Annotated in this window: 19 protein-coding genes; 5 read left to right on the top strand and 14 right to left on the bottom strand. The window is 58.6% G+C overall.

The window, feature by feature from the left end; translation table 11 throughout:
• Positions 1-160: 160 nt before the first annotated feature.
• Both dnaG and rpsU read right to left on the bottom strand, forming a co-directional pair.
• A complete protein-coding gene (gene dnaG, locus HV355_RS07950; protein ID WP_089599648.1) occupies positions 161-1,906 on the bottom strand; it encodes a DNA primase in 1,746 nt (581 codons plus the stop codon).
• Between the two features lie 115 nt (positions 1,907-2,021).
• Positions 2,022-2,237 carry a 30S ribosomal protein S21 gene (gene rpsU / locus HV355_RS07945; RefSeq protein WP_001144069.1) on the bottom strand — a complete coding sequence of 72 codons (216 nt, stop codon included), beginning with the start codon at positions 2,235-2,237 and terminating at the stop codon, positions 2,022-2,024.
• A gap of 236 nt (positions 2,238-2,473) precedes the next feature.
• On the opposite strand from rpsU, the gene tsaD reads away from it, so the two are divergent.
• Positions 2,474-3,487: a tRNA (adenosine(37)-N6)-threonylcarbamoyltransferase complex transferase subunit TsaD gene (gene tsaD / locus HV355_RS07940; protein ID WP_032650276.1), complete on the top strand. Its 1,014-nt coding sequence runs from the start codon at positions 2,474-2,476 to the stop codon at positions 3,485-3,487.
• 72 nt (positions 3,488-3,559) lie between these two features.
• Here the strand turns inward: tsaD and ureG are convergent, their stop codons facing one another.
• The 10 genes from ureG to plsY form a co-directional block, all read right to left on the bottom strand.
• The gene (gene ureG / locus HV355_RS07935) at positions 3,560-4,177 is read right to left on the bottom strand and encodes an urease accessory protein UreG (RefSeq protein ID WP_014071813.1); all 618 of its coding nucleotides are present in this window, start codon (positions 4,175-4,177) and stop codon (positions 3,560-3,562) included.
• Between the two features lie 9 nt (positions 4,178-4,186).
• On the bottom strand, positions 4,187-4,861 hold the full coding sequence (locus tag HV355_RS07930; protein WP_182401565.1) for an urease accessory protein UreF: 675 nt from the start codon (positions 4,859-4,861) through the stop codon (positions 4,187-4,189).
• Entirely contained in the window at positions 4,861-5,400 is a 540-nt protein-coding gene (locus tag HV355_RS07925) for a HupE/UreJ family protein (RefSeq protein WP_063144822.1), read from the bottom strand. The genes HV355_RS07930 and HV355_RS07925 overlap by 1 nt, the downstream gene beginning before the upstream one ends.
• 9 nt (positions 5,401-5,409) lie before the next feature.
• The gene (gene ureE, locus HV355_RS07920; protein ID WP_182401792.1) at positions 5,410-5,868 is read right to left on the bottom strand and encodes an urease accessory protein UreE; all 459 of its coding nucleotides are present in this window, start codon (positions 5,866-5,868) and stop codon (positions 5,410-5,412) included.
• Between the two features lie 9 nt (positions 5,869-5,877).
• Positions 5,878-7,581: an urease subunit alpha gene (gene ureC, locus HV355_RS07915; RefSeq protein ID WP_182401563.1), complete on the bottom strand. Its 1,704-nt coding sequence runs from the start codon at positions 7,579-7,581 to the stop codon at positions 5,878-5,880.
• Entirely contained in the window at positions 7,574-7,888 is a 315-nt protein-coding gene (locus HV355_RS07910; RefSeq protein WP_182401561.1) for an urease subunit beta, read from the bottom strand. Before HV355_RS07910 ends, ureC begins: the two co-directional genes overlap by 8 nt.
• 10 nt (positions 7,889-7,898) lie before the next feature.
• Positions 7,899-8,201, bottom strand: coding sequence for an urease subunit gamma (locus HV355_RS07905; RefSeq protein WP_006811999.1), 303 nt, complete (start codon positions 8,199-8,201; stop codon positions 7,899-7,901).
• Positions 8,202-8,211: 10 nt separating this feature from the next.
• Positions 8,212-9,039 carry an urease accessory protein UreD gene (locus HV355_RS07900; protein WP_182401559.1) on the bottom strand — a complete coding sequence of 276 codons (828 nt, stop codon included), beginning with the start codon at positions 9,037-9,039 and terminating at the stop codon, positions 8,212-8,214.
• A 189-nt stretch (positions 9,040-9,228) separates the two neighbouring features.
• Complete coding sequence (locus HV355_RS07895; protein WP_089599625.1) at positions 9,229-10,695, bottom strand: MFS transporter; 1,467 nt, start codon at positions 10,693-10,695, stop codon at positions 9,229-9,231.
• Positions 10,696-10,788: 93 nt separating this feature from the next.
• Entirely contained in the window at positions 10,789-11,403 is a 615-nt protein-coding gene (gene plsY / locus HV355_RS07890) for a glycerol-3-phosphate 1-O-acyltransferase PlsY (RefSeq protein WP_010435699.1), read from the bottom strand.
• 107 nt (positions 11,404-11,510) lie between these two features.
• On the opposite strand from plsY, the gene folB reads away from it, so the two are divergent.
• Together folB and bacA are read left to right on the top strand one after the other, a co-directional pair.
• Positions 11,511-11,879, top strand: a complete 369-nt coding sequence (gene folB / locus HV355_RS07885) for a bifunctional dihydroneopterin aldolase/7,8-dihydroneopterin epimerase (RefSeq protein ID WP_182401557.1) — start codon at positions 11,511-11,513, stop codon at positions 11,877-11,879.
• 106 nt (positions 11,880-11,985) lie between these two features.
• Positions 11,986-12,807 carry an undecaprenyl-diphosphate phosphatase gene (gene bacA / locus HV355_RS07880; RefSeq protein ID WP_010435693.1) on the top strand — a complete coding sequence of 274 codons (822 nt, stop codon included), beginning with the start codon at positions 11,986-11,988 and terminating at the stop codon, positions 12,805-12,807.
• Positions 12,808-12,820: 13 nt separating this feature from the next.
• Here bacA and HV355_RS07875 read toward each other — a convergent pair whose 3' ends face one another.
• Both HV355_RS07875 and HV355_RS07870 read right to left on the bottom strand, forming a co-directional pair.
• Positions 12,821-14,062: a multifunctional CCA addition/repair protein gene (locus tag HV355_RS07875; RefSeq protein WP_182401555.1), complete on the bottom strand. Its 1,242-nt coding sequence runs from the start codon at positions 14,060-14,062 to the stop codon at positions 12,821-12,823.
• Between the two features lie 60 nt (positions 14,063-14,122).
• Positions 14,123-14,743, bottom strand: a complete 621-nt coding sequence (locus HV355_RS07870) for a TIGR04211 family SH3 domain-containing protein (RefSeq protein ID WP_010435686.1) — start codon at positions 14,741-14,743, stop codon at positions 14,123-14,125.
• A 237-nt stretch (positions 14,744-14,980) separates the two neighbouring features.
• Here HV355_RS07870 and HV355_RS07865 point away from each other — a divergent pair, with 237 nt between their 5' ends.
• Together HV355_RS07865 and glnE are read left to right on the top strand one after the other, a co-directional pair.
• Positions 14,981-16,282, top strand: coding sequence for an inorganic triphosphatase (locus HV355_RS07865; RefSeq protein WP_182401553.1), 1,302 nt, complete (start codon positions 14,981-14,983; stop codon positions 16,280-16,282).
• A gap of 21 nt (positions 16,283-16,303) precedes the next feature.
• The gene (gene glnE / locus HV355_RS07860) at positions 16,304-19,159 is read left to right on the top strand and encodes a bifunctional [glutamate--ammonia ligase]-adenylyl-L-tyrosine phosphorylase/[glutamate--ammonia-ligase] adenylyltransferase (RefSeq protein WP_182401551.1); all 2,856 of its coding nucleotides are present in this window, start codon (positions 16,304-16,306) and stop codon (positions 19,157-19,159) included.
• The last annotated feature ends 23 nt before the right edge of the window (positions 19,160-19,182 follow it).

Below are 19,182 nucleotides of genomic sequence, written 5' to 3'. Positions count from 1 at the left end.
CTTCCCGATCGATATTCGGCACTTAAGCCGTTAAATACTTCATCCTTCACGTTGTCTCTGCGTTAGCTGCGTTCCCTCATCCTGGTCATGTACTTATGTACACTCCCAGGAGTTCGTTCACTTGCTGCCTTGATACAACGCGAATGATATTGTCTTTCACTTATTTCTTCGCCAGTTCCTGGTTAATCATCCAGAGCTCCCGGCGTTCTTCGCTGCTTAAGCCGTGTGTGCGCTCGCGAGCTATCAACTCTTCCTGGCGCAACTCAAGCATCGAATCAAACATATGGTTGAGCGAGTCGGTGAACGTTTTTTCTGCAATGTCCTTATCTGCTATATCGTCCCACATCGACAATTTTTCAAGGGTAGCGGCCTCTTTTGTGCCGCGATAATGTTCTAAAAGTTGTCCGGTGGTCAGACCTGGCTGAGACAAACAAGTGTTGACCAGTTCTGAAAATAAGCCAAGTCCGGGCAATTTTTCGTGGTTCAAACCCGCCAGCGACGGCACTTGCGGAGCAAGCTCGGGGTTTTGCACCAGTAACCCTATCAGTATACGCATGGTTGTGCGTTTTAGCTGAGGCGCGGCGCGAACCGCACCGTTTTCAGCCTGTTTAGGCATTAAACGTTCAAGCTGGCTATCGTCCAGAATGCCGAGCTTGTTGCCTAGCTCCTGACGCAGATAGATGCGCAGCGTTTCGCCGGGCACCTGGCTGATTAACGGCAGCGCTAGCGTACTGAGCTGCGCGCGCCCGTCAGGGGTACTCAAATCGACCTGCGGCATCAGGCTGTTAAACAAAAACGTGGAGAGCGGCTGAGCCTGCTCCATCCGCGCTTCAAACGCCGCTTTACCCTCTTTACGCACCAGCGTATCCGGGTCTTCACCGTCGGGCAGAAACATAAAGCGTAGCTGACGCCCATCGGTCATATAAGGTAGCGCGGTTTCCAGCGCTCGCCAGGCGGCGTCACGTCCTGCGCGGTCACCGTCGTAACAGCAGATGACGTTGTTGGTCACCCTGAACAGCAGCTGAATATGATCGGCAGTCGTGGACGTACCTAACGACGCAACCGCGTAGTTGATGTCGTACTGCGCCAGCGCCACGACGTCCATATAGCCTTCGACGACCAGCAGACGCGGAGGTTCCGCATTATCCTGCTGCGCCTCATAAAGACCGTACAGCTGGCGGCCCTTATGGAAAATATCGGTTTCCGGGGAGTTGAGGTACTTCGGCAGGGCATCACCCAGCACGCGACCACCAAAACCAATTACCCGGCCTCGCTTGTCGCGGATCGGGAACATCACCCGTTCACGGAAGCGGTCGTAACTTCGTCCCTGGTCGTTGGTGACCAGCATGCCTGCATCGATGAGAGACTTACGATCTTCGCTATTGCCGCCAAAACGCTTTAACACGTTGTCCCAGCCGGGCGGGGCGTAACCAATAGCGAAACGCGCAATGACATCGTCGCTCAGTCCGCGCTTGTTCAGATACTGACGCGCAGGCTCAGCCGCAGAGTGCTTAAGAGACTGTTGGTAAAACGAATTCAGGCCATCCATCAGTTGATACAGCGTTTGCCGTTGATGGCGCTCGATCTGACTTGGCCCACTGCCTGCTTCATACGGCACTTCAAGGTTATGCATCGCCGCCAGCTCTTCGACGGTTTCAACGAACTCGAGCTTGTCGTAGTTCATCAAAAAATCGACGGCATTACCGTGTGCGCCACAGCCGAAGCAATGGTAGAACTGCTTTTCACCGTTTACGGTGAAGGAGGGGGTTTTTTCGTTATGGAACGGACAGCACGCATGGTAGTTCTTGCCCTGCTTTTTTAGCTTTACCCGCGCGTCGATGAGATCGACGATGTCGGTTCTGGCAAGCAGGTCATTGATGAAAACGCGTGGGATTCTTCCGGCCATATGCCCCAAAATTTTAAGCGACTTATAAACGAAAACAAGCCGCGCATTCCTTCCGGAAGCACGGCCTTACGACTATTACTCTGTCTGTCAATTGAGGGCTGAGGCCCTCAACCAATTAGTACAGACGAGTACGGCGTGCGTTTTCGCGAGCCAGTTTCTTCGCGTGACGTTTCACAGCGGAAGCTTTAGCGCGCTTACGTTCGGTCGTTGGTTTTTCATAAAACTCACGACGACGAACTTCAGCCAGAACACCTGCTTTCTCGCATGAACGTTTGAAGCGACGCAGTGCTACGTCGAACGGCTCGTTTTCACGTACTTTAATTACCGGCATGTAACTCTCACCTTTAATAAATTCGGTTTGCCGCTGGCATCAACGCCAGCTTATTTCAAAATGGTGCGGAATTTTACTGCAAATGCTGCTGCTTTGTAAAGCACCGATGCGATTTTGAAAGGGACTTTAATAAGGGTGAGGAGTATACACGAGCCTTCTTCCTGGGGCGAACAAAGTTTTACATCAACCCGCCCAGGCTCTACACTGCGCGGTATTGAAACGAGGTAAAACAAGTCATGCGTGTACTGGGTATTGAAACATCCTGCGATGAAACCGGCATCGCCATTTACGACGACGAAAAAGGGCTTCTGGCCAACCAGCTGTATAGTCAGGTGAAATTGCACGCTGACTACGGCGGCGTCGTACCTGAACTGGCCTCTCGTGACCACGTGCGTAAAACGGTTCCCCTGATTCAGGCGGCGCTGAAAGAAGCGGGATTAACGGCAAAAGAGATTGATGCAGTGGCGTATACCGCAGGCCCGGGCCTGGTCGGCGCGCTGCTGGTTGGCGCGACGGTGGGTCGTTCACTGGCGTTCGCGTGGGATGTTCCGGCCATTCCGGTTCACCATATGGAAGGGCACCTTCTGGCGCCGATGCTGGAAGAGAATCCGCCTGAATTCCCGTTTGTGGCGCTGCTGGTTTCCGGCGGTCATACGCAGCTGATTAGCGTAACGGGCATTGGCAAGTACGAGCTGCTGGGTGAGTCGATCGACGATGCCGCCGGTGAAGCCTTCGACAAAACCGCCAAGCTTCTGGGGCTGGATTACCCTGGCGGCCCGATGCTCTCGAAAATGGCGTCTCAGGGAACGGAAGGGCGCTTTGTCTTCCCGCGTCCGATGACCGACCGTCCGGGGCTGGACTTCAGCTTCTCCGGGCTGAAAACCTTCGCGGCGAATACGATCCGTAATAACGATGACAGCGAGCAGACCCGCGCCGATATCGCCCGCGCGTTTGAAGATGCGGTAGTGGATACGCTGATGATCAAGTGCAAGCGCGCACTGGATCAGACCGGCTTTAAGCGTCTGGTGATGGCCGGTGGCGTGAGCGCTAACCGCACGCTGCGCGCGAAGCTCGCCGAGATGATGCAAAAGCGTCGCGGAGAAGTGTTTTACGCCCGTCCGGAATTCTGTACCGATAACGGCGCGATGATTGCTTACGCCGGAATGGTGCGCCTGAATGCGGGTGCGACGTCCGACCTGAGCGTGTCCGTGCGTCCGCGCTGGCCGCTGGCGGAACTGCCGGAGGCGTGAGTTTTTTTGCCCGGTGGCGCTGCGCTTACCGGGCCTACAACACCCACGTGTGCCAACGTGCAATAAACCGCACTACACCCTCAGCATCCCTTTCTCTTCCAGAAACGCAATGATCGTCGCCAGCCCGTCACCCGCCTTCAGGTTGGTAAACGTCCACGGACGCTCGCCGCGCATGCGGTTGGTGTCGCGCTCCATCACCTCCAGCGACGCCCCCACGTACGGCGCGAGGTCGGTTTTGTTGATCACCAGAAAATCGGATTTGGTGATCCCCGGCCCGCCCTTGCGCGGGATTTTTTCCCCTTCGGCCACGTCGATGACGTAGATGGTGAGGTCCGCCAGCTCTGGGCTGAAGGTCGCGCTCAGGTTGTCGCCGCCGCTTTCAACGAAGATCAGATCCAGATTGCCAAACTTCTCGCTTAACGCTTCCACCGCCGCCAGGTTCATTGAGGCATCTTCGCGGATGGCGGTATGCGGGCAGCCGCCCGTTTCCACGCCCACGATGCGCTCCGGCTCCAGCGCGCCCGCCTCGGTCAGGATGCGCTGATCCTCTTTGGTGTAGATATCGTTGGTCACCACCGCGAGATGGTAGGTATCGCGCATCGCCTTGCAGAGCGCTTCCAGCAGCGCGGTTTTGCCCGACCCTACCGGGCCGCCCACGCCCACGCGCAGGGGATGTTTGTAATCAGCCATATTGACTCCTCAGGAACGGAATAGTCGTGAATATTGGGTTTCGTGGCGCGCGGAGGCGATGGCGGACAGCGGCGTTGCTGCTCCCAGCGCGTCGTCGCGACGTAAAAATGCCTGTTCAAAACCAGCGGCGTAGTCGTCGCTCAGTTCGATAATCAGCTGCTGCGCGGCCTGTTGCCCAAACGGCACCAGCTTGACGCCCGCCATCACCGCGCTCTCCATCCAGCTGTAGCCGAGGCTCAGCGCCAGCTCGCGCGCGCCAATACCCCAGCGCACGCCGAGCCAGGCCATGCCGCAGAGCTGGCTCTGCATAAACAGCGGTAGCCATTCGGGCGGACAATCCGGCTCCCAGCTCTTAATCAGTCGCGTAAAGGCCGCCCCTCGGTTGCGCTCTTCTTCGCGCAGCTCGCGCGTTTCCCGGCAGGCGAGAAGGTATGCCGTCCAGCGTTTTGCATGTGTAAGATCGCGTTGCTCACAGGCCTGATAAAGACGGATAAACAGCGGCAGATCGACGCAGAAAAAACTCTGCTCCATCTGCTGGATTTGCCAGCGTTTAAAGGCGTCGGCGTCCGTGACCCAGCCCGCCTCAACGGCCCACTCCAGCCCCTGCGACCAGGTAAACGATCCGACCGGCAGGCTACTGCTGGAGAGCTGCATCAGGCGCAGCCGCTGGCGGGCGTGCTCCATCAGCTCATCAACGCCAGCAGGGCGGAGACGATCAGCCCGCCGCCGAAGGTCTTACGCAGGCCGTCGTGACGACGCAGCAGCAGCCCCGCGGCAAAGCTGGCGCACAGCACCGTGGCGCTGGCCAGCATAAAGCCGCTGGTGAAGAGCCAGAAGCTGTGGCCGGACATCTCCACGCCGTGCGCCCAGCCGTGGAACATCGCCAGGGCAGGCACCGCCAGCAGCAGGCGGTTTTCAGTTTTAAACATCATCACGCCGGATACCGCCAGCGAGGCGATAATCAGCATCTCCATGCCGCTGAAGCCGCCGAGCAGGCTGCCCGCAATCGCACCGACAAGCATCATCCCGAGGGTGGCAAACGGCAGCAGGAGTTTGCGACCGCTCAGCGCCGAGAGCACGCCCGCACCGGTCAGCATCAGCAGATGATCGAGCCCGGTCAGCGGGTGGAGAAAACCGGCCTGAAAGCTGTCGGCACCGTGGCCGGGATGCGCGAGCGCGGGAACGGAAAAGGCCAGAAGCAGCAGAGGTAAATACTTACGCATGATTAATCCTTAATGTGAATGAGCGTGAGAGTGGCTGTGGGCATCGCTGGTGTAAGCGCCCGCTTCCGGTTCAAACGGCAGGCTGGCGTAGGCCACTTCCAGCCCGAACTGGCGCAGCATGTCGTCGAGAACGTGGTCGTGGTGATAGCGCAGCTCGCCGGGCATGATCTGCAGCGGCACGTGGCGGTTGCCCAGGTGGTAGCAGGCGCGGGCGAGCAGGAACGGATCGGCGCAGCGCACCACGGAAACCGACTCCGGGGCGGCGAACACCTCGACAACCTCGCTGCCGTCGTCGGTAGTCAGCAGGTCGCCCCCGCGCAGCAGCAGGCCGCGCGGCAGCATCAGCCCGGCTTCGCGGCCGTCGTTCAGCGATACGCGGGCGCGGCTTTTCACCCGTACGTCAATCGGCAGCGTGACGCTGGCGGTGACGGGGTGGGCATGGTCCAGGCGTTGGGTTAAATAGATCATCATCACTCCTCAAAACAGGAAATAGCGTTGCGCCATCGGCAGAACGTCAGCCGGTTCGCTGGTTATCAGTTCACCGTCGACGCGCACCTCGTAGGTTTGTGAGTCGACGGTGATATTCGGCTGCAGGCCGTTGTGGATCATGTCCGCCTTTTTCACCGTCCGGCAGCCTTTCACTACCGCCGTGGCGCTCTGCAGGTTGAGCTGCTGCGGGATGCCGTTCGCACTGGCGGCCTGCGAGATAAACGTCAGCCGGGTGGCGTGGCGCGCGGCACCCAGCGAGCCAAACATCGGGCGGTAATGCACCGGCTGCGGCGTCGGGATCGAGGCGTTGATATCACCCATCGGCGCGCAGGCGATCATCCCGCCCTTGACGATGGTGGCGGGTTTGACGCCAAAGAACGCCGGGGACCAGACCACCAGATCCGCCAGCTTGCCCGCCTCAATCGAACCGACTTCGTGGGCGATGCCGTGAGTGAGCGCCGGGTTAATGGTGTATTTGGCGACGTAGCGCTTCACGCGGAAGTTATCGTTCTCGCCGGTCTCTTCCGGCAGCGCGCCGCGCTGGACTTTCATGCGGTGCGCCACCTGCCAGGTGCGGATAATTACTTCTCCGACGCGGCCCATGGCCTGCGAATCTGACGAGGTGAGCGAGAATGCGCCGATGTCGTGCAGCACGTCTTCAGCGGCGATGGTTTCACGACGAATGCGGGATTCGGCAAACGCCACGTCCTCGGCGATATCCGGGTCAAGGTGGTGGCAGACCATCAGCATGTCGAGATGCTCGTCGATGGTATTGACCGTGTAGGGCAGCGTCGGATTGGTGGAGGAAGGCAGAATATTCGGGTGCGCGCAGGCGGTGATGATATCCGGCGCATGGCCGCCGCCCGCCCCTTCGGTGTGGAAGGTGTGGATGGTGCGCCCGGCGATGGCGGCCAGCGTGTCTTCGACAAAACCGGACTCGTTCAGCGTGTCGCTGTGCAGCGCCACCTGAATATCCATCTCGTCAGCGACCTCCAGCGAGCAGTTGATCGCTGCAGGCGTTGCGCCCCAGTCTTCGTGAATTTTCAGCCCGATAGCACCGGCGGCAATCTGCTCGCGCAGGGCATCCGGGTTGGAGCCGTTACCTTTGCCGAGCAGGCCGATATTCACCGGCAGGGTATCGGCAGCCTGCAGCATGCGGGCGATATACCACGGCCCGGGCGTGCAGGTGGTGGCGTTGGTGCCCGCCGCCGGTCCGGTGCCGCCGCCGATCATGGTGGTGACGCCGGAAACCAGCGCCTCTTCCGCCTGCTGCGGGCAGATCCAGTGGATGTGGGTGTCGATCCCGCCAGCGGTGACGATCTTCCCCTCGGCGGCGATCACTTCCGTTGCCGCACCAATCGGGATCGTCACGCCGGGCTGAATGTCCGGGTTCCCGGCTTTGCCCACGGCGAAGATCCGCCCGTCCTTGACGCCGATATCGGCTTTCACGATCCCCCAGTGATCGACGATCAGCGCGTTGGTGAGAACCAGATCCACGCAGCCGTCAGCGGTCATCTGCCCCTGGCCCATGCCGTCGCGGATCACCTTCCCGCCGCCGAATTTGACTTCTTCGCCATAGGTCGTGAGATCGTCTTCGACTTCGATCCACAGCTCGCTGTCGGCCAGCCGCACTTTATCCCCGGTAGTGGGGCCGAACATATCGGCATACGCCCGACGTGAAATCTCAGCCATGTTTCACCTCTCCCATCACGGCACTGCGAAAACCGAAAATCCGCTGTGCACCCGCGATCTGCACCAGCGTCACTTCCCGCTTCTGGCCGGGCTCGAAGCGCACGGCGGTGCCCGCCGGGATGTTCAGCCGGTAGCCCCTGGTGGCTACCCGATCGAACTTCAGCGCCGGATTGACCTCGTAAAAGTGGTAGTGCGATCCGACCTGGATCGGCCTGTCGCCGTGGTTTTCGACAACCACGCTTTGGGTTTCTCGCCCGACGTTAAAGCTGATATTGCCCGGTTTGATCTGATATTCGCCTGGGATCATCGCGCGCTCCTTAGACGATTGGATTGTGGACGGTGACGAGCTTGGAACCGTCCGGGAAGGTGGCTTCGACCTGAATATCCGGGATCATCTCCGGGACGCCCTCCATTACCTGGTCGCGCCTCAGGACGTGGCGGCCCGCCTCCATCAGCGAGGCGACGGTTTCGCCATCGCGCGCGCCTTCCATAATGAAGGCGCTGATCAGCGCGACTGATTCCGGGTAGTTGAGCTTTACCCCGCGCGCAAGGCGGCGTTCGGCAACCAGCGCGGCGGTAAACAGCAACAGCTTGTCTTTCTCTCTGGGGGTCAGTTCCATAACGTTTCTCTTATGTCTGCCAGATACGCGGCGAACAGGCGGTTTTGGTGGTGAGGAGCGGGCGAAGCGACTGCCAGATATCGCGCATCACCCGCTGGCAAATCAGGTTGTCGTGGGAGAGAAAACGCACCGACAGCAGGCCATCGGTGAGCGTTGCCCCGGCATAATTTTCCAGTGGCGCGAGCCGCTCGCGCACCGCGTCGAGGTGATCGTCGGCAGCCGGATAGAACAGCAGCGTGCCGATCCACGGATGTCCGGCGACGGGCGTGAGATCGCCGTCGCTAAGATGCAGGCGCTCAATCAGGCGGGGCTCGTCATCTACCCACACCTCAAGACGGCTCTCCAGCGTGCCGTGGCTGAAGGTCTCACCGATCACCGGGCGGCCCAGGCAGTACAGCTCCCACGCCAGCAGCGTGCTGGAGGCCTTCAGGTGAAAAACGGAGCGCAGCGCGGCATTCGCGCCGGGAAAAATAATCGTGTCCTGCGGCAGCCACTCCAGGATGGAATCTTCATTGAGATAAAAATGCTGGCTCAGACGAGCCTGCGGGCCGCTGCTGCGATAGAACTTGCTGGCACCGGGCATGGTGATAAGCACATGGCTTTTGGGGGCCAGCTGAACGGAAATGTCCAGCGTATCGCCGCCCACAATCCCGCCGGGCGGGTGAAGCAGATAAAGGTGGCAGGTTTCCCCTTCGGGGTAAAACGGACGCTGGACGGTAAGCGGCCCGACGTGATGAGCGGAGTGCAGGAGGGTTTTCTCAGGGGTGTGACAAAACTGCAGGGCAAGCGATGCCTGCCAGCCTTTGTATGAATTATCAGTGACCTGAGCTGCTAACATGCTGCATCCATCTGCTCATCATCGGGGTCGTTTCAGTATGCCCTGGCAGAAATGAAGGCTGTCATATGAGTCGCTTATGGATAAAAAACGGCTCATGTGATTTTCGCCCGGCGGCGCTACGCTTGCACGGGCCTACAAGATAATGCGCAGTGTAGGCCGGGTAAGCGCAGCGCCACCCGGCAGGAAAGGCTAGCGATAATCCTCTGCATCCACATCATACCCGGACGGCTCCCAGCGGATCGCCAGCAGCGACGCCAGGCCGATAAACGGTGCCAGCGCAATCACCCAGAACACGGCAGTATCCAGCGAAGCAACCAGCAGCGGGAACAGGAATAGCGACAGCGTCGAGCTGCTGCGCATCAGCGTCTGGTTGAGACCCACGCCCACGCCGCGCAGCGAGGTCGGGTAGCTCAAGGAGGCAAACGTCATGGTATGCGCACCCGGGCCAAAGCCCTGACCGAACAGGAATAGCGCCAGCATCGAAACAGCAAGCACCCCTTCAGAAGCACCTTCCGGTCGGCCTATCAGCGCCAGCCCGAGCAGCGCCACAAGCTGGCAGGCATAGCCCGCGAGCGACATCCGCCACGCGCCGAAGCGTGGAACATAGCGCACCGCCAGTAATCCGCCAACAAACGCAAACAGCAGGTTAAGCACCAGCGAGATCAAAATGGTGGTGAGCATCGACTGCACGAAGAAGCTTGAAATAATCACCGGCAGGCCAAAGGCCACGGCGTTATAGGCAAACGAGGAGACCACCGACAGCAGCGTGGCGAGGGTGGTACGCCGCAGATAGATGCCCCGGAACAGGTTGAGGTAGTTCGACCATTTTGCCTTGTTAACCACAGGTGCGGGCTGGTCAAGGGCATCCTGCGGCACGTGGGCGTTGATGTTGTACGACTGCCGCAAAATGGATGCCGCCTCTTTCAGGTTACCCTGATTCGCCGCCCAGACCGGAGACTCGCTCATGTAACGGCTGCGAATGGCGATAATTACCAGCGCGGGCACCGCGCCAAAGCCGAGGATCAGGCGCCAGAGCCAGTCGCTGTGGCTTTCCGGCAGCACGGCGTAGAAGAAGAGCACCAGCAGGTAGGAGACGCTGATGGCCGCATACCAGGTAGGGCACCACATCGCGACGCTGGAAGCTTTGTTTCCCGGACCTTTCAGTCTGGCGAACTCGCTGAGAAACGCCATCGCCACGGGAAGGTCGATCCCCACGCCGAGCCCCATCACAAAGCGCGCGCCCGCCAGCACATATTCGTTCGGAGCCAGCGCACAGGCGATAGCGGCGACGACGAAGAAGACCATATCGGCCATAAACACGCGGTAGCGCCCGATTTTATCCGTGAGATAGCCGCCGAGCAGCGCCCCGACGATGGCACCGAAGGTAATGGCCGACGCCACCATGCCGGTGCCAGCAGGGGTTAAATTGAATTCGCGGGTAATGTCTTTGATGCCAAACGCCAATGCGCCGAGATCGTACGCGTCGAGAAAAATACCGCCCAGCGCGATACCGACCACGATACGGGCGTTGGCCCGGCCCTGAGAGCCGTCGTTAACCAGACGTGAAACGTCCGATGCGCTGCGCACCCACTTGATGTCGCCATCCGGGGTGCTTCCTGCCGTTGAAAGGGGAGTTGTATCTGTGATTTCTGCCATTTTTCTTTTTGTGTGGTTGTGTTGTGTCTCTAACAGTTACCACAGGCAGAAGGTGACCAAAATCACATTTGGTTATAAGGCATAACGAACGCTTTATTTAGCGTCTTTCTTCTTACGCTTGAGCTTTGTCCAGATCTTGGTTTCCTGACGACGCCACAGGCGCTGAATATTGTCGTGATGGCGCAGCAGGATCAGACAGGAGAGCATCGACACTGGGAAGGTGAACTGGGGTTTGAACCACCAGACGTAGAACGGGGCAATCAGCGCGCTGACGATCGCGCCCAGCGACGAGTAGCCGCTCAGAAGAATGGTGAGCAGCCAGGTCCCGGCCATTACCCCGGTGAGATCCCAGCCGATAGGTGCAATCGCACCGAAGGCCGTCGCAACGCCTTTTCCGCCTTTAAAACCAAAGAAAACGGGCCAGATATGGCCGACGCAGGCGGCGATGGCGATAAGACCGAGCCAGAACGGCGTGACGCCCAGCGCATACGCGCCCCAGACGGGTAGCATCCCTTTCAGAACATCAAAAATCAAAACCGCTACGGCTGCTCCCTTGCCGCCAATTCGTAGTACATTGGTCGCCCCCGGATTCCCGGAACCACTTTCGCGTGGGTCAGGCAACCCGGCGATGCGGCAGACCAGAATGGCGCTGGAGATTGAGCCGCAAAGGTAGGCGAGGATAATCATTCCAGGCGCGATTGCACTCATAACGCTGTTCCGTTTTGAAAATGTATCTGTATTCTCAGCATCTGTGGATAATACGCATAATTCGCCGGAAGTGGTATCCGGTTTAGCCAAAAAGCAGGCAGGTCGTGATGGATATTGTATTTATAGAGCAACTTTCGGTAATCACCACTATTGGTGTTTACGACTGGGAACAGACCATCGAGCAGAAGCTGGTGTTCGATATCGAAATGGGCTGGGATAACCGCGCGTCGGCAAAAAGCGACGACGTGAAGGACTGTCTGAGCTATGCCGACATCAGTGACGCGGTCGTGGGGCACGTGGAAGGGCAGTGTTTTGCGCTGGTGGAACGCGTGGCGGAAGAGGTGGCGGAGCTACTGCTGACCAAATTTAACTCGCCATGGGTACGCATCAAGTTAAGCAAACCGGGGGCGGTAGCGCGCGCTGCCAACGTAGGCGTGATTATCGAGCGTGGCAATAATCTGAAAGCAAAGATTTAACGTCATAATCGCTAAACCATTTTAGGTTATACCGGTCATAAAGCTGTATCTTTCACGGTTGTCCACGTGGGACACCGTTTTTTTATATCTTTTTAGGGGTTTATAGATGAGCGATATGCACTCGCTGCTGGTGGCGGCAATACTGGGTGTGGTCGAAGGATTGACGGAGTTTTTGCCGGTTTCCAGTACGGGCCATATGATTATCGTCGGCCACCTGCTGGGCTTTGAGGGCGATACCGCAAAGACGTTCGAAGTGGTGATTCAGCTGGGTTCTATTCTGGCGGTTGTGGTGATGTTCTGGCGTCGTCTGTTTGGCCTGATCGGCATTCACTTTGGACGTTTGCCGCAGCGTGAAGGGGAAGGCAAGGGCCGTCTGACGCTGATTCACATTCTGCTCGGCATGGTCCCTGCGGTCGTGCTGGGGCTGGTATTCCACGACACCATCAAATCGCTGTTTAACCCGATTAACGTGATGTATGCGCTGGTGGTCGGCGGTTTCCTGCTGATTGCAGCAGAAGTGCTGAAACCGAAAACCCCGCGTGCGGAAGGTCTGGATGATATGACCTACCGTCAGGCGTTTATCATTGGTTGCTTCCAGTGTCTGGCACTGTGGCCGGGCTTCTCGCGTTCAGGGGCGACCATTTCTGGTGGCATGCTGATGGGTGTGAGCCGTTATGCCGCGTCGGAATTTTCATTCCTGCTGGCGGTGCCGATGATGATGGGTGCCACCGTACTCGACGTCTATAAGAGCTATCACTTCCTGACGGCTGGCGACATTCCGATGTTCGCCGTGGGCTTCATCACCGCCTTCATCGTGGCGCTGATCGCCATCAAAACCTTCCTGCAGCTGATCAAGCGTATCTCGTTCATTCCGTTCGCGATCTACCGCTTTATCGTCGCGGCTGCGGTGTACGTGGTCTTCTTCTGATGACCAACGGCCCTCAGTCTTTTGGCTGAGGGCAACGCTTTTCCTTCCATGCCGCAACGGCTTCTGTCCTGCGTTTCGTCAACTCTTCCCGAATTTCCGGTCCTTTGAATCCTGCTTCAACAACATCTTTCGTGGGTACGGCTTTCGCGACTTCCCAGGCTTCACGCAGCAAACGGCCTTGTGGGTAATCGCAGGCCTCAAACCCGGTGCGACCGCGCACGTCGGCTTCGCTGGTCAGGGCGATCTGCTCCACGCGCTGGGGTTTACGCCAGGCGTCGATATTATCGAACAGCTTAACGATGGTGGCCGGTTTCAGGATCGGGAAGGTATGGATGAGATCGTGGAACTCTGCCACCAGTTTTGCCAGGTCGCGGATCTCATTTGGCACGCGCAGCCGCTGGCAAATGCCGTCGACCAGCTTCACGCCTGCCGGACCGTGTCCGTGATGGCGCGGCCAGAACGCCTTCGGCGTTAACCCTTTGCCGAGATCGTGGCACAGAGTGGAAAAACGCACATCCACGTCCGGGCTGAGCATGGCGGCCATGCTGAGCGTCATCAGGGTATGAATACCTGTATCAATTTCCGGGTGCCATTTCGCCGGGGCGGGGACGCCGAACAGCACGTCGATTTCCGGGAACAGCACTTTCAGCGCGCCACAGTCGCGCAGCACCTGGAAAAAGACCTGCGGGTTGCGGGTCGTGAGGGCGTTTTCCGTCTCTTTCCAGACGCGTTCTGGCGTCAGGTGTTCCAGTTCGCCCGCTTCGGTCATCGCGGTCATCAGCGCCATGGTTTCATCAGCGATACGGAAACTGAGATGCGCATAACGCGCGGCGAAACGCGCTACGCGCAGCACGCGGAGCGGATCTTCAGAAAAAGCCGGGGAAACGTGACGTAAAAGACGGTCGCGCAGATCGTCCTGACCGCCGTAGGCATCAATGATCTGGCCGTGCTCGTCCTGCGCAAGGGCATTGATGGTGAGATCGCGGCGCAGCAGATCCTGCTCCAGCGTCACATCCGGGGCGGCATAGCAGGTAAAACCGGTATAGCCAGAGCCGGATTTTCGTTCGGTACGCGCCAGGGCGTACTCTTCACGGCTTTGAGGATGAAGAAAAACGGGAAAATCGCGGCCTACCTGCTGGTAGCCCGCGTCGAGCATCTCTTCGGGGGTGGCACCCACCACCACCCAGTCTTTATCTTTGACCGGCAGACCTAACAACGCATCACGTACCGCACCACCGACCAGATAACTCTTCACACCAACGCTCCCGTTTTCTCTTTTCGCAAGATAATACGTAAGTGTGGCAGAGAAGACGAGTTAGTTCATCCAGCGGTCTTTGCGCTTACGGCTTGGGATCAGCATTGGCAGCACCAGACCCAGCACCAGACCGACGCCCAGCACGCCGCCGCCATACATGAACCACTGCATGATGATGGTGCGCTGTTTATCATCAAGCTGCAGGTTGGCGGCATTCACTTTCTTCTGCGCGACAATCAGCTCGTTTTTCAGCTTCTGGTTCTCTTCCTTCAAACCGTTGATCACACCATCGCTCTGGGCCACTTTCTGCTGCATTTCTGCCGTGCGCTGGTTCCAGGTGTTATCGATGTTGGTCAGCTTATCGGTCAGGGTTTTCACCTGGTTTTCCAGATCCGGCACGCGGGTGCGCAGGCTTGGCACGTTGCTCAGCTCTTTCAGCGGGATCCAGGAGGTGCGACCGGAGCTGTCGCGTACCTGACCGTAGTTGGTGTCTGCATTGGTTTGTAACAGAACTACTTCCTCGCCGGCATTTACCGTGCCCACGAGGCGATAATTGTCCCCAGGGCCACTGCGTACCCAGGTGTTCAGTTCATCAGAAACGTAACGCTTCTCTTCAGCGTGGACCGCGGTTGCGGCGCTAAAAGCGAGTAAAGTAAGTCCAATCAGGCGTAATTTAAGCATATCAGTCGTTATTTTCATAAATAGTGGAACGATAGTAGTGGTATCAGTGTCTCTACGCAAAGGATTCGTCATCAATCGGAATCATCTGTGTCGTGATTTCCACCTCTTCAAACTTTTACGCCCGTCAAATTGCTCATTGCGTGGTAATTTGGCGCAAAATACTATGTACTGACAAACAAATGGCGAGGAAGTTCGCCTTCATCGACGCGTCTGTGACGCAGGCAAAAGTACAAGGCTATGGCACAAGAAATCGAATTAAAGTTTATCGTCGAAAAAGACAGCGTTGACGCACTTCGTCAGCATCTGCACACGCTTTCAGGCGAACACCATGAACCGGTACAACTGCTTAATATCTATTACGAAACGCCGGATAACTGGCTGCGTCGTCACGATATGGGCCTGCGCATCCGTGGCGCGAGCGGGCGCTACGAGATGACGATGAAAATTGCCGGTCGCGTGGTGGGCGGTTTGCACCAGCGTCCGGAATACAATATCGACATCAGTAAGCCAGAACTTGAGCTTGAACGTTTTCCGGCTGAGGTCTGGCCGGAAGGCACTCTCCCGGCAACCTTATCCGCAGAAGTACAGCCGCTGTTCAGCACCGATTTCTGGCGCGAAAAATGGCTGGTGACGGAAGGCAAAAGCCGCATTGAAATCGCCCTCGATCTGGGCGAGGTGAAGGCGGGGGAGATCCAGGAGCCGATTTGCGAACTGGAGCTTGAACTGCTGGAAGGCGACGCCAACGACGTGCTGAAGCTGGCACGCAGGCTGGTGAACCAGTCCGGATTACGTCAAGGAAGCCTGAGTAAAGCCGCGCGGGGCTACCATCTGGCCGCCGGAAATGCGCCGCGCGTGCTGAAAGAGACGACCATTTTGCACGTTGCGCCGAAAGCCAGCGTTGAACAGGGTCTGGAAGCCGCGCTGGAGCTGGCGCTTTCCCAGTGGCAGTACCACGAAGAGCTGTGGGTGCGTAATGTGAAAAACGCGAAATCCCACGTGTTGGCGGCTATTGCCCTGGTGCGTCATACTCTTGCGTTGTTCGGCGGTATCGTTCCTCGCAAAGCGAGTGCTCACTTACGCGATCTGCTGACGCAAACCGAAGCGCTGATGCTCTCGGACGTATCCGCGCAAACGGCAATCTACAGCCCGCAAACCGCCACGGCAAAACTGGCGCTGACCGAGTTTCTGGTGACGCGAGGCTGGCGTACTTTCCTTGATGCAAAAGCGCAAACCAAAATCGCGGAAAACTTCAAACGTTTCGCGGATATTCATCTTTCCCGCCATGCCGCCGAACTGAAGACCACGTTTGCCTACCCGCTGGGCGATCAGTATGGCGATCAGCTTCCCCGTCTTTCGCGCAATATCGACAGCATGGTGCTTCTGTCTGGAGCCTATGACGGCGTGAAGGCGCAGGCCTGGCTGGAGAACTGGCAGGGGCTGAAACACGCCATTGAAACCCGCCAGCATATTGAGATTGAGCATTTCCGTAACGAGGCCATTTCGCAGGAGCCGTTCTGGCTGCACAGCGGAAAACGTTAACTCTGGCAAGGAACCCCAATAATGCCGCTTTCTTCGCAATTACAGCAGCAGTGGCAGACCGTTTGCGAACGTCTGCCCGAGTCATTACCGGCCTCATCGTTAAGCGAGCAGGCAAAGAGCGTGCTCGCCTTCAGTGATTTTGTGCAGGAAAGTATCGCCGCCAACCCGGACTGGCTGGCAGAGCTTGAGAACGCACCGCCACAGGCGGACGAGTGGCGGCATTATGCTGGCTGGCTGCAAACCGCACTCGAAGACGTAGCGGATGAAGCGACGCTGATGCGCGTCCTTCGCCAGTTCCGCCGTCGGGTCATGGTACGCATTGCCTGGGCGCAGTCGCTGGAGCGGGTAAGCGAAGAGAGCACCTTGCAGCAGCTAAGCGAGTTGGCGCAAACGCTGATTGTCGCCGCGCGCGACTGGCTCTACGCCGCCTGCTGTAAAGAGTGGGGCACGCCGTGCAGCGAGGAAGGGGTTCCTCAGCCGCTGTTGATTCTGGGAATGGGCAAGCTCGGCGGCTGTGAGCTGAACTTCTCCTCCGACATCGACCTGATTTTTGCCTGGCCCGAGAACGGCTCCACGCGCGGCGGCCGACGCGAGCTGGACAACGCCCAGTTCTTTACCCGCCTCGGCCAGCGTCTGATTAAGGCGCTGGACCAGCCCACGCAGGACGGTTTTGTCTACCGCGTGGACATGCGCCTGCGTCCGTTTGGCGACAGCGGCCCGCTGGTGCTGAGCTTTGCCGCGCTGGAAGATTACTACCAGGAGCAGGGGCGCGACTGGGAGCGCTACGCGATGGTCAAAGCGCGGATCATGGGCGACAGCGACGACGCTTACGCCAACGAGCTGCGCGCCATGCTGCGCCCGTTCGTGTTCCGTCGCTATATCGACTTCAGCGTGATCCAGTCCCTGCGTAATATGAAAGGGATGATCGCCCGTGAGGTGCGCCGTCGCGGTCTGAAGGACAACATCAAGCTCGGCGCGGGCGGCATTCGCGAAATTGAATTTATCGTGCAGGTCTTCCAGCTTATTCGCGGCGGGCGCGAGCCATCGCTGCAGTCCCGCTCGCTGTTGCCGACGCTGAGCGCCATCGAGCAGCTGCACCTGCTGCCGGAAGGCGACGCGCAAACCCTGCGCGAGGCCTATCTGTTCCTGCGCCGTCTGGAAAATCTGTTGCAAAGCATCAACGACGAACAGACCCAGACTCTGCCGGGCGACGACCTGAACCGGGCGCGTCTGGCCTGGGGCATGCGCGTGAATGACTGGGCTGCGTTAACCGAGCGGCTGGATGCCCATATGGCGGGCGTGCGCCGCATCTTTAACGACCTGATTGGCGATGACGAAAGTGAGTCGCAGGACGATGCGCTTTCCGAGCACTGGCGCGAGCTGTGGCAGGACGCGCTTCAGGAAGATGATACGACCCCCGTGCTGGCGCACCTGAGTGACGATGCCCGTCATCGCGTGGTGGCGCTAATCGCTGATTTCCGTCTTGAGCTGAACAAACGCGCCATTGGCCCACGAGGCCGTCAGGTGCTGGATCACCTGATGCCGCACCTGCTGAGCGAGGTCTGCTCGCGGGCGGACGCGCCGGTGCCGCTGTCGCGCATGATGCCGCTGCTGAGCGGGATTATCACGCGTACCACCTATCTGGAGCTCCTGAGCGAGTTTCCGGGGGCGCTCAAGCATCTGATTTCCCTCTGTGCCGCGTCGCCGATGGTGGCGAACAAGCTGGCACGTTACCCGCTGCTGCTGGACGAGCTGCTCGACCCGAACACGCTGTATCAGCCCACGGCGACGGATGCCTACCGCGACGAGCTGCGTCAGTATCTGCTGCGCGTGCCGGAAGAAGATGAAGAGCAACAGCTTGAGGCGCTGCGCCAGTTTAAGCAGGCGCAGATGCTGCGCGTGGCGGCGGCGGATATCGCCGGAACGCTGCCGGTGATGAAAGTGAGCGATCACTTAACCTGGCTTGCGGAAGCGATAATCGACGCGGTGGTGCATCAGGCGTGGATGCAGATGGTGGCGCGCTACGGCCAGCCGAAACACCTGGCCGACCGTGAGGGTCGCGGCTTCGCGGTGGTGGGCTACGGCAAGCTTGGCGGCTGGGAGCTGGGATACAGTTCTGATCTCGATCTTATTTTCCTGCACGATTGCCCGGTTGACGTGATGACCGACGGCGAGCGTGAAATTGACGGGCGCCAGTTCTACCTGCGTCTGGCGCAGCGCATCATGCACCTGTTCAGCACCCGCACCTCGTCGGGCATTTTGTATGAAGTGGATGCCCGTCTGCGTCCGTCAGGCGCGGCGGGCATGCTGGTCACCTCGACGGACTCCTTCGCGGATTACCAGAAGAATGAAGCCTGGACGTGGGAGCATCAGGCGCTGGTGCGTGCACGCGTGGTGTATGGCGATCCGCAGTTAAAAACGCAGTTTGACGTCATCCGCAAGGAGGTCATGACCACTCCGCGTGACGGCAGTACGTTGCAGACCGAAGTGCGCGAAATGCGCGAGAAAATGCGTGCGCACTTAGGCAATAAGCATCGCGATCGCTTTGATATCAAAGCCGACGAGGGCGGGATTACCGATATTGAGTTTATTACCCAGTATCTGGTGCTGCTGCACGCCCACGACAAGCCGAAGCTGACGCGCTGGTCGGATAACGTGCGCATTCTGGAACTATTGGCGCAAAACGACATTATGGACGAGCAGGAGGCGCAGGCTTTAACCCGCGCCTACACCACGCTGCGCGACGAGCTGCATCACCTGGCCTTGCAGGAGCAGCCTGGGCATGTGGCGCTGGATTGTTTCATCGCTGAACGCGCTCAGGTAACGGCCAGCTGGCAGAAGTGGCTGGTGGAACCGTGCGTAACAAATCAAGTGTGATATTATCGCGCGCAAATTGTGAA

The sequence above is a fragment of the Enterobacter sp. RHBSTW-01064 genome, from assembly GCF_014103035.1.
Taxonomy (GTDB): domain Bacteria; phylum Pseudomonadota; class Gammaproteobacteria; order Enterobacterales; family Enterobacteriaceae; genus Enterobacter; species Enterobacter mori.
This window is presented reverse-complemented; position numbering and strand designations above follow the sequence as displayed.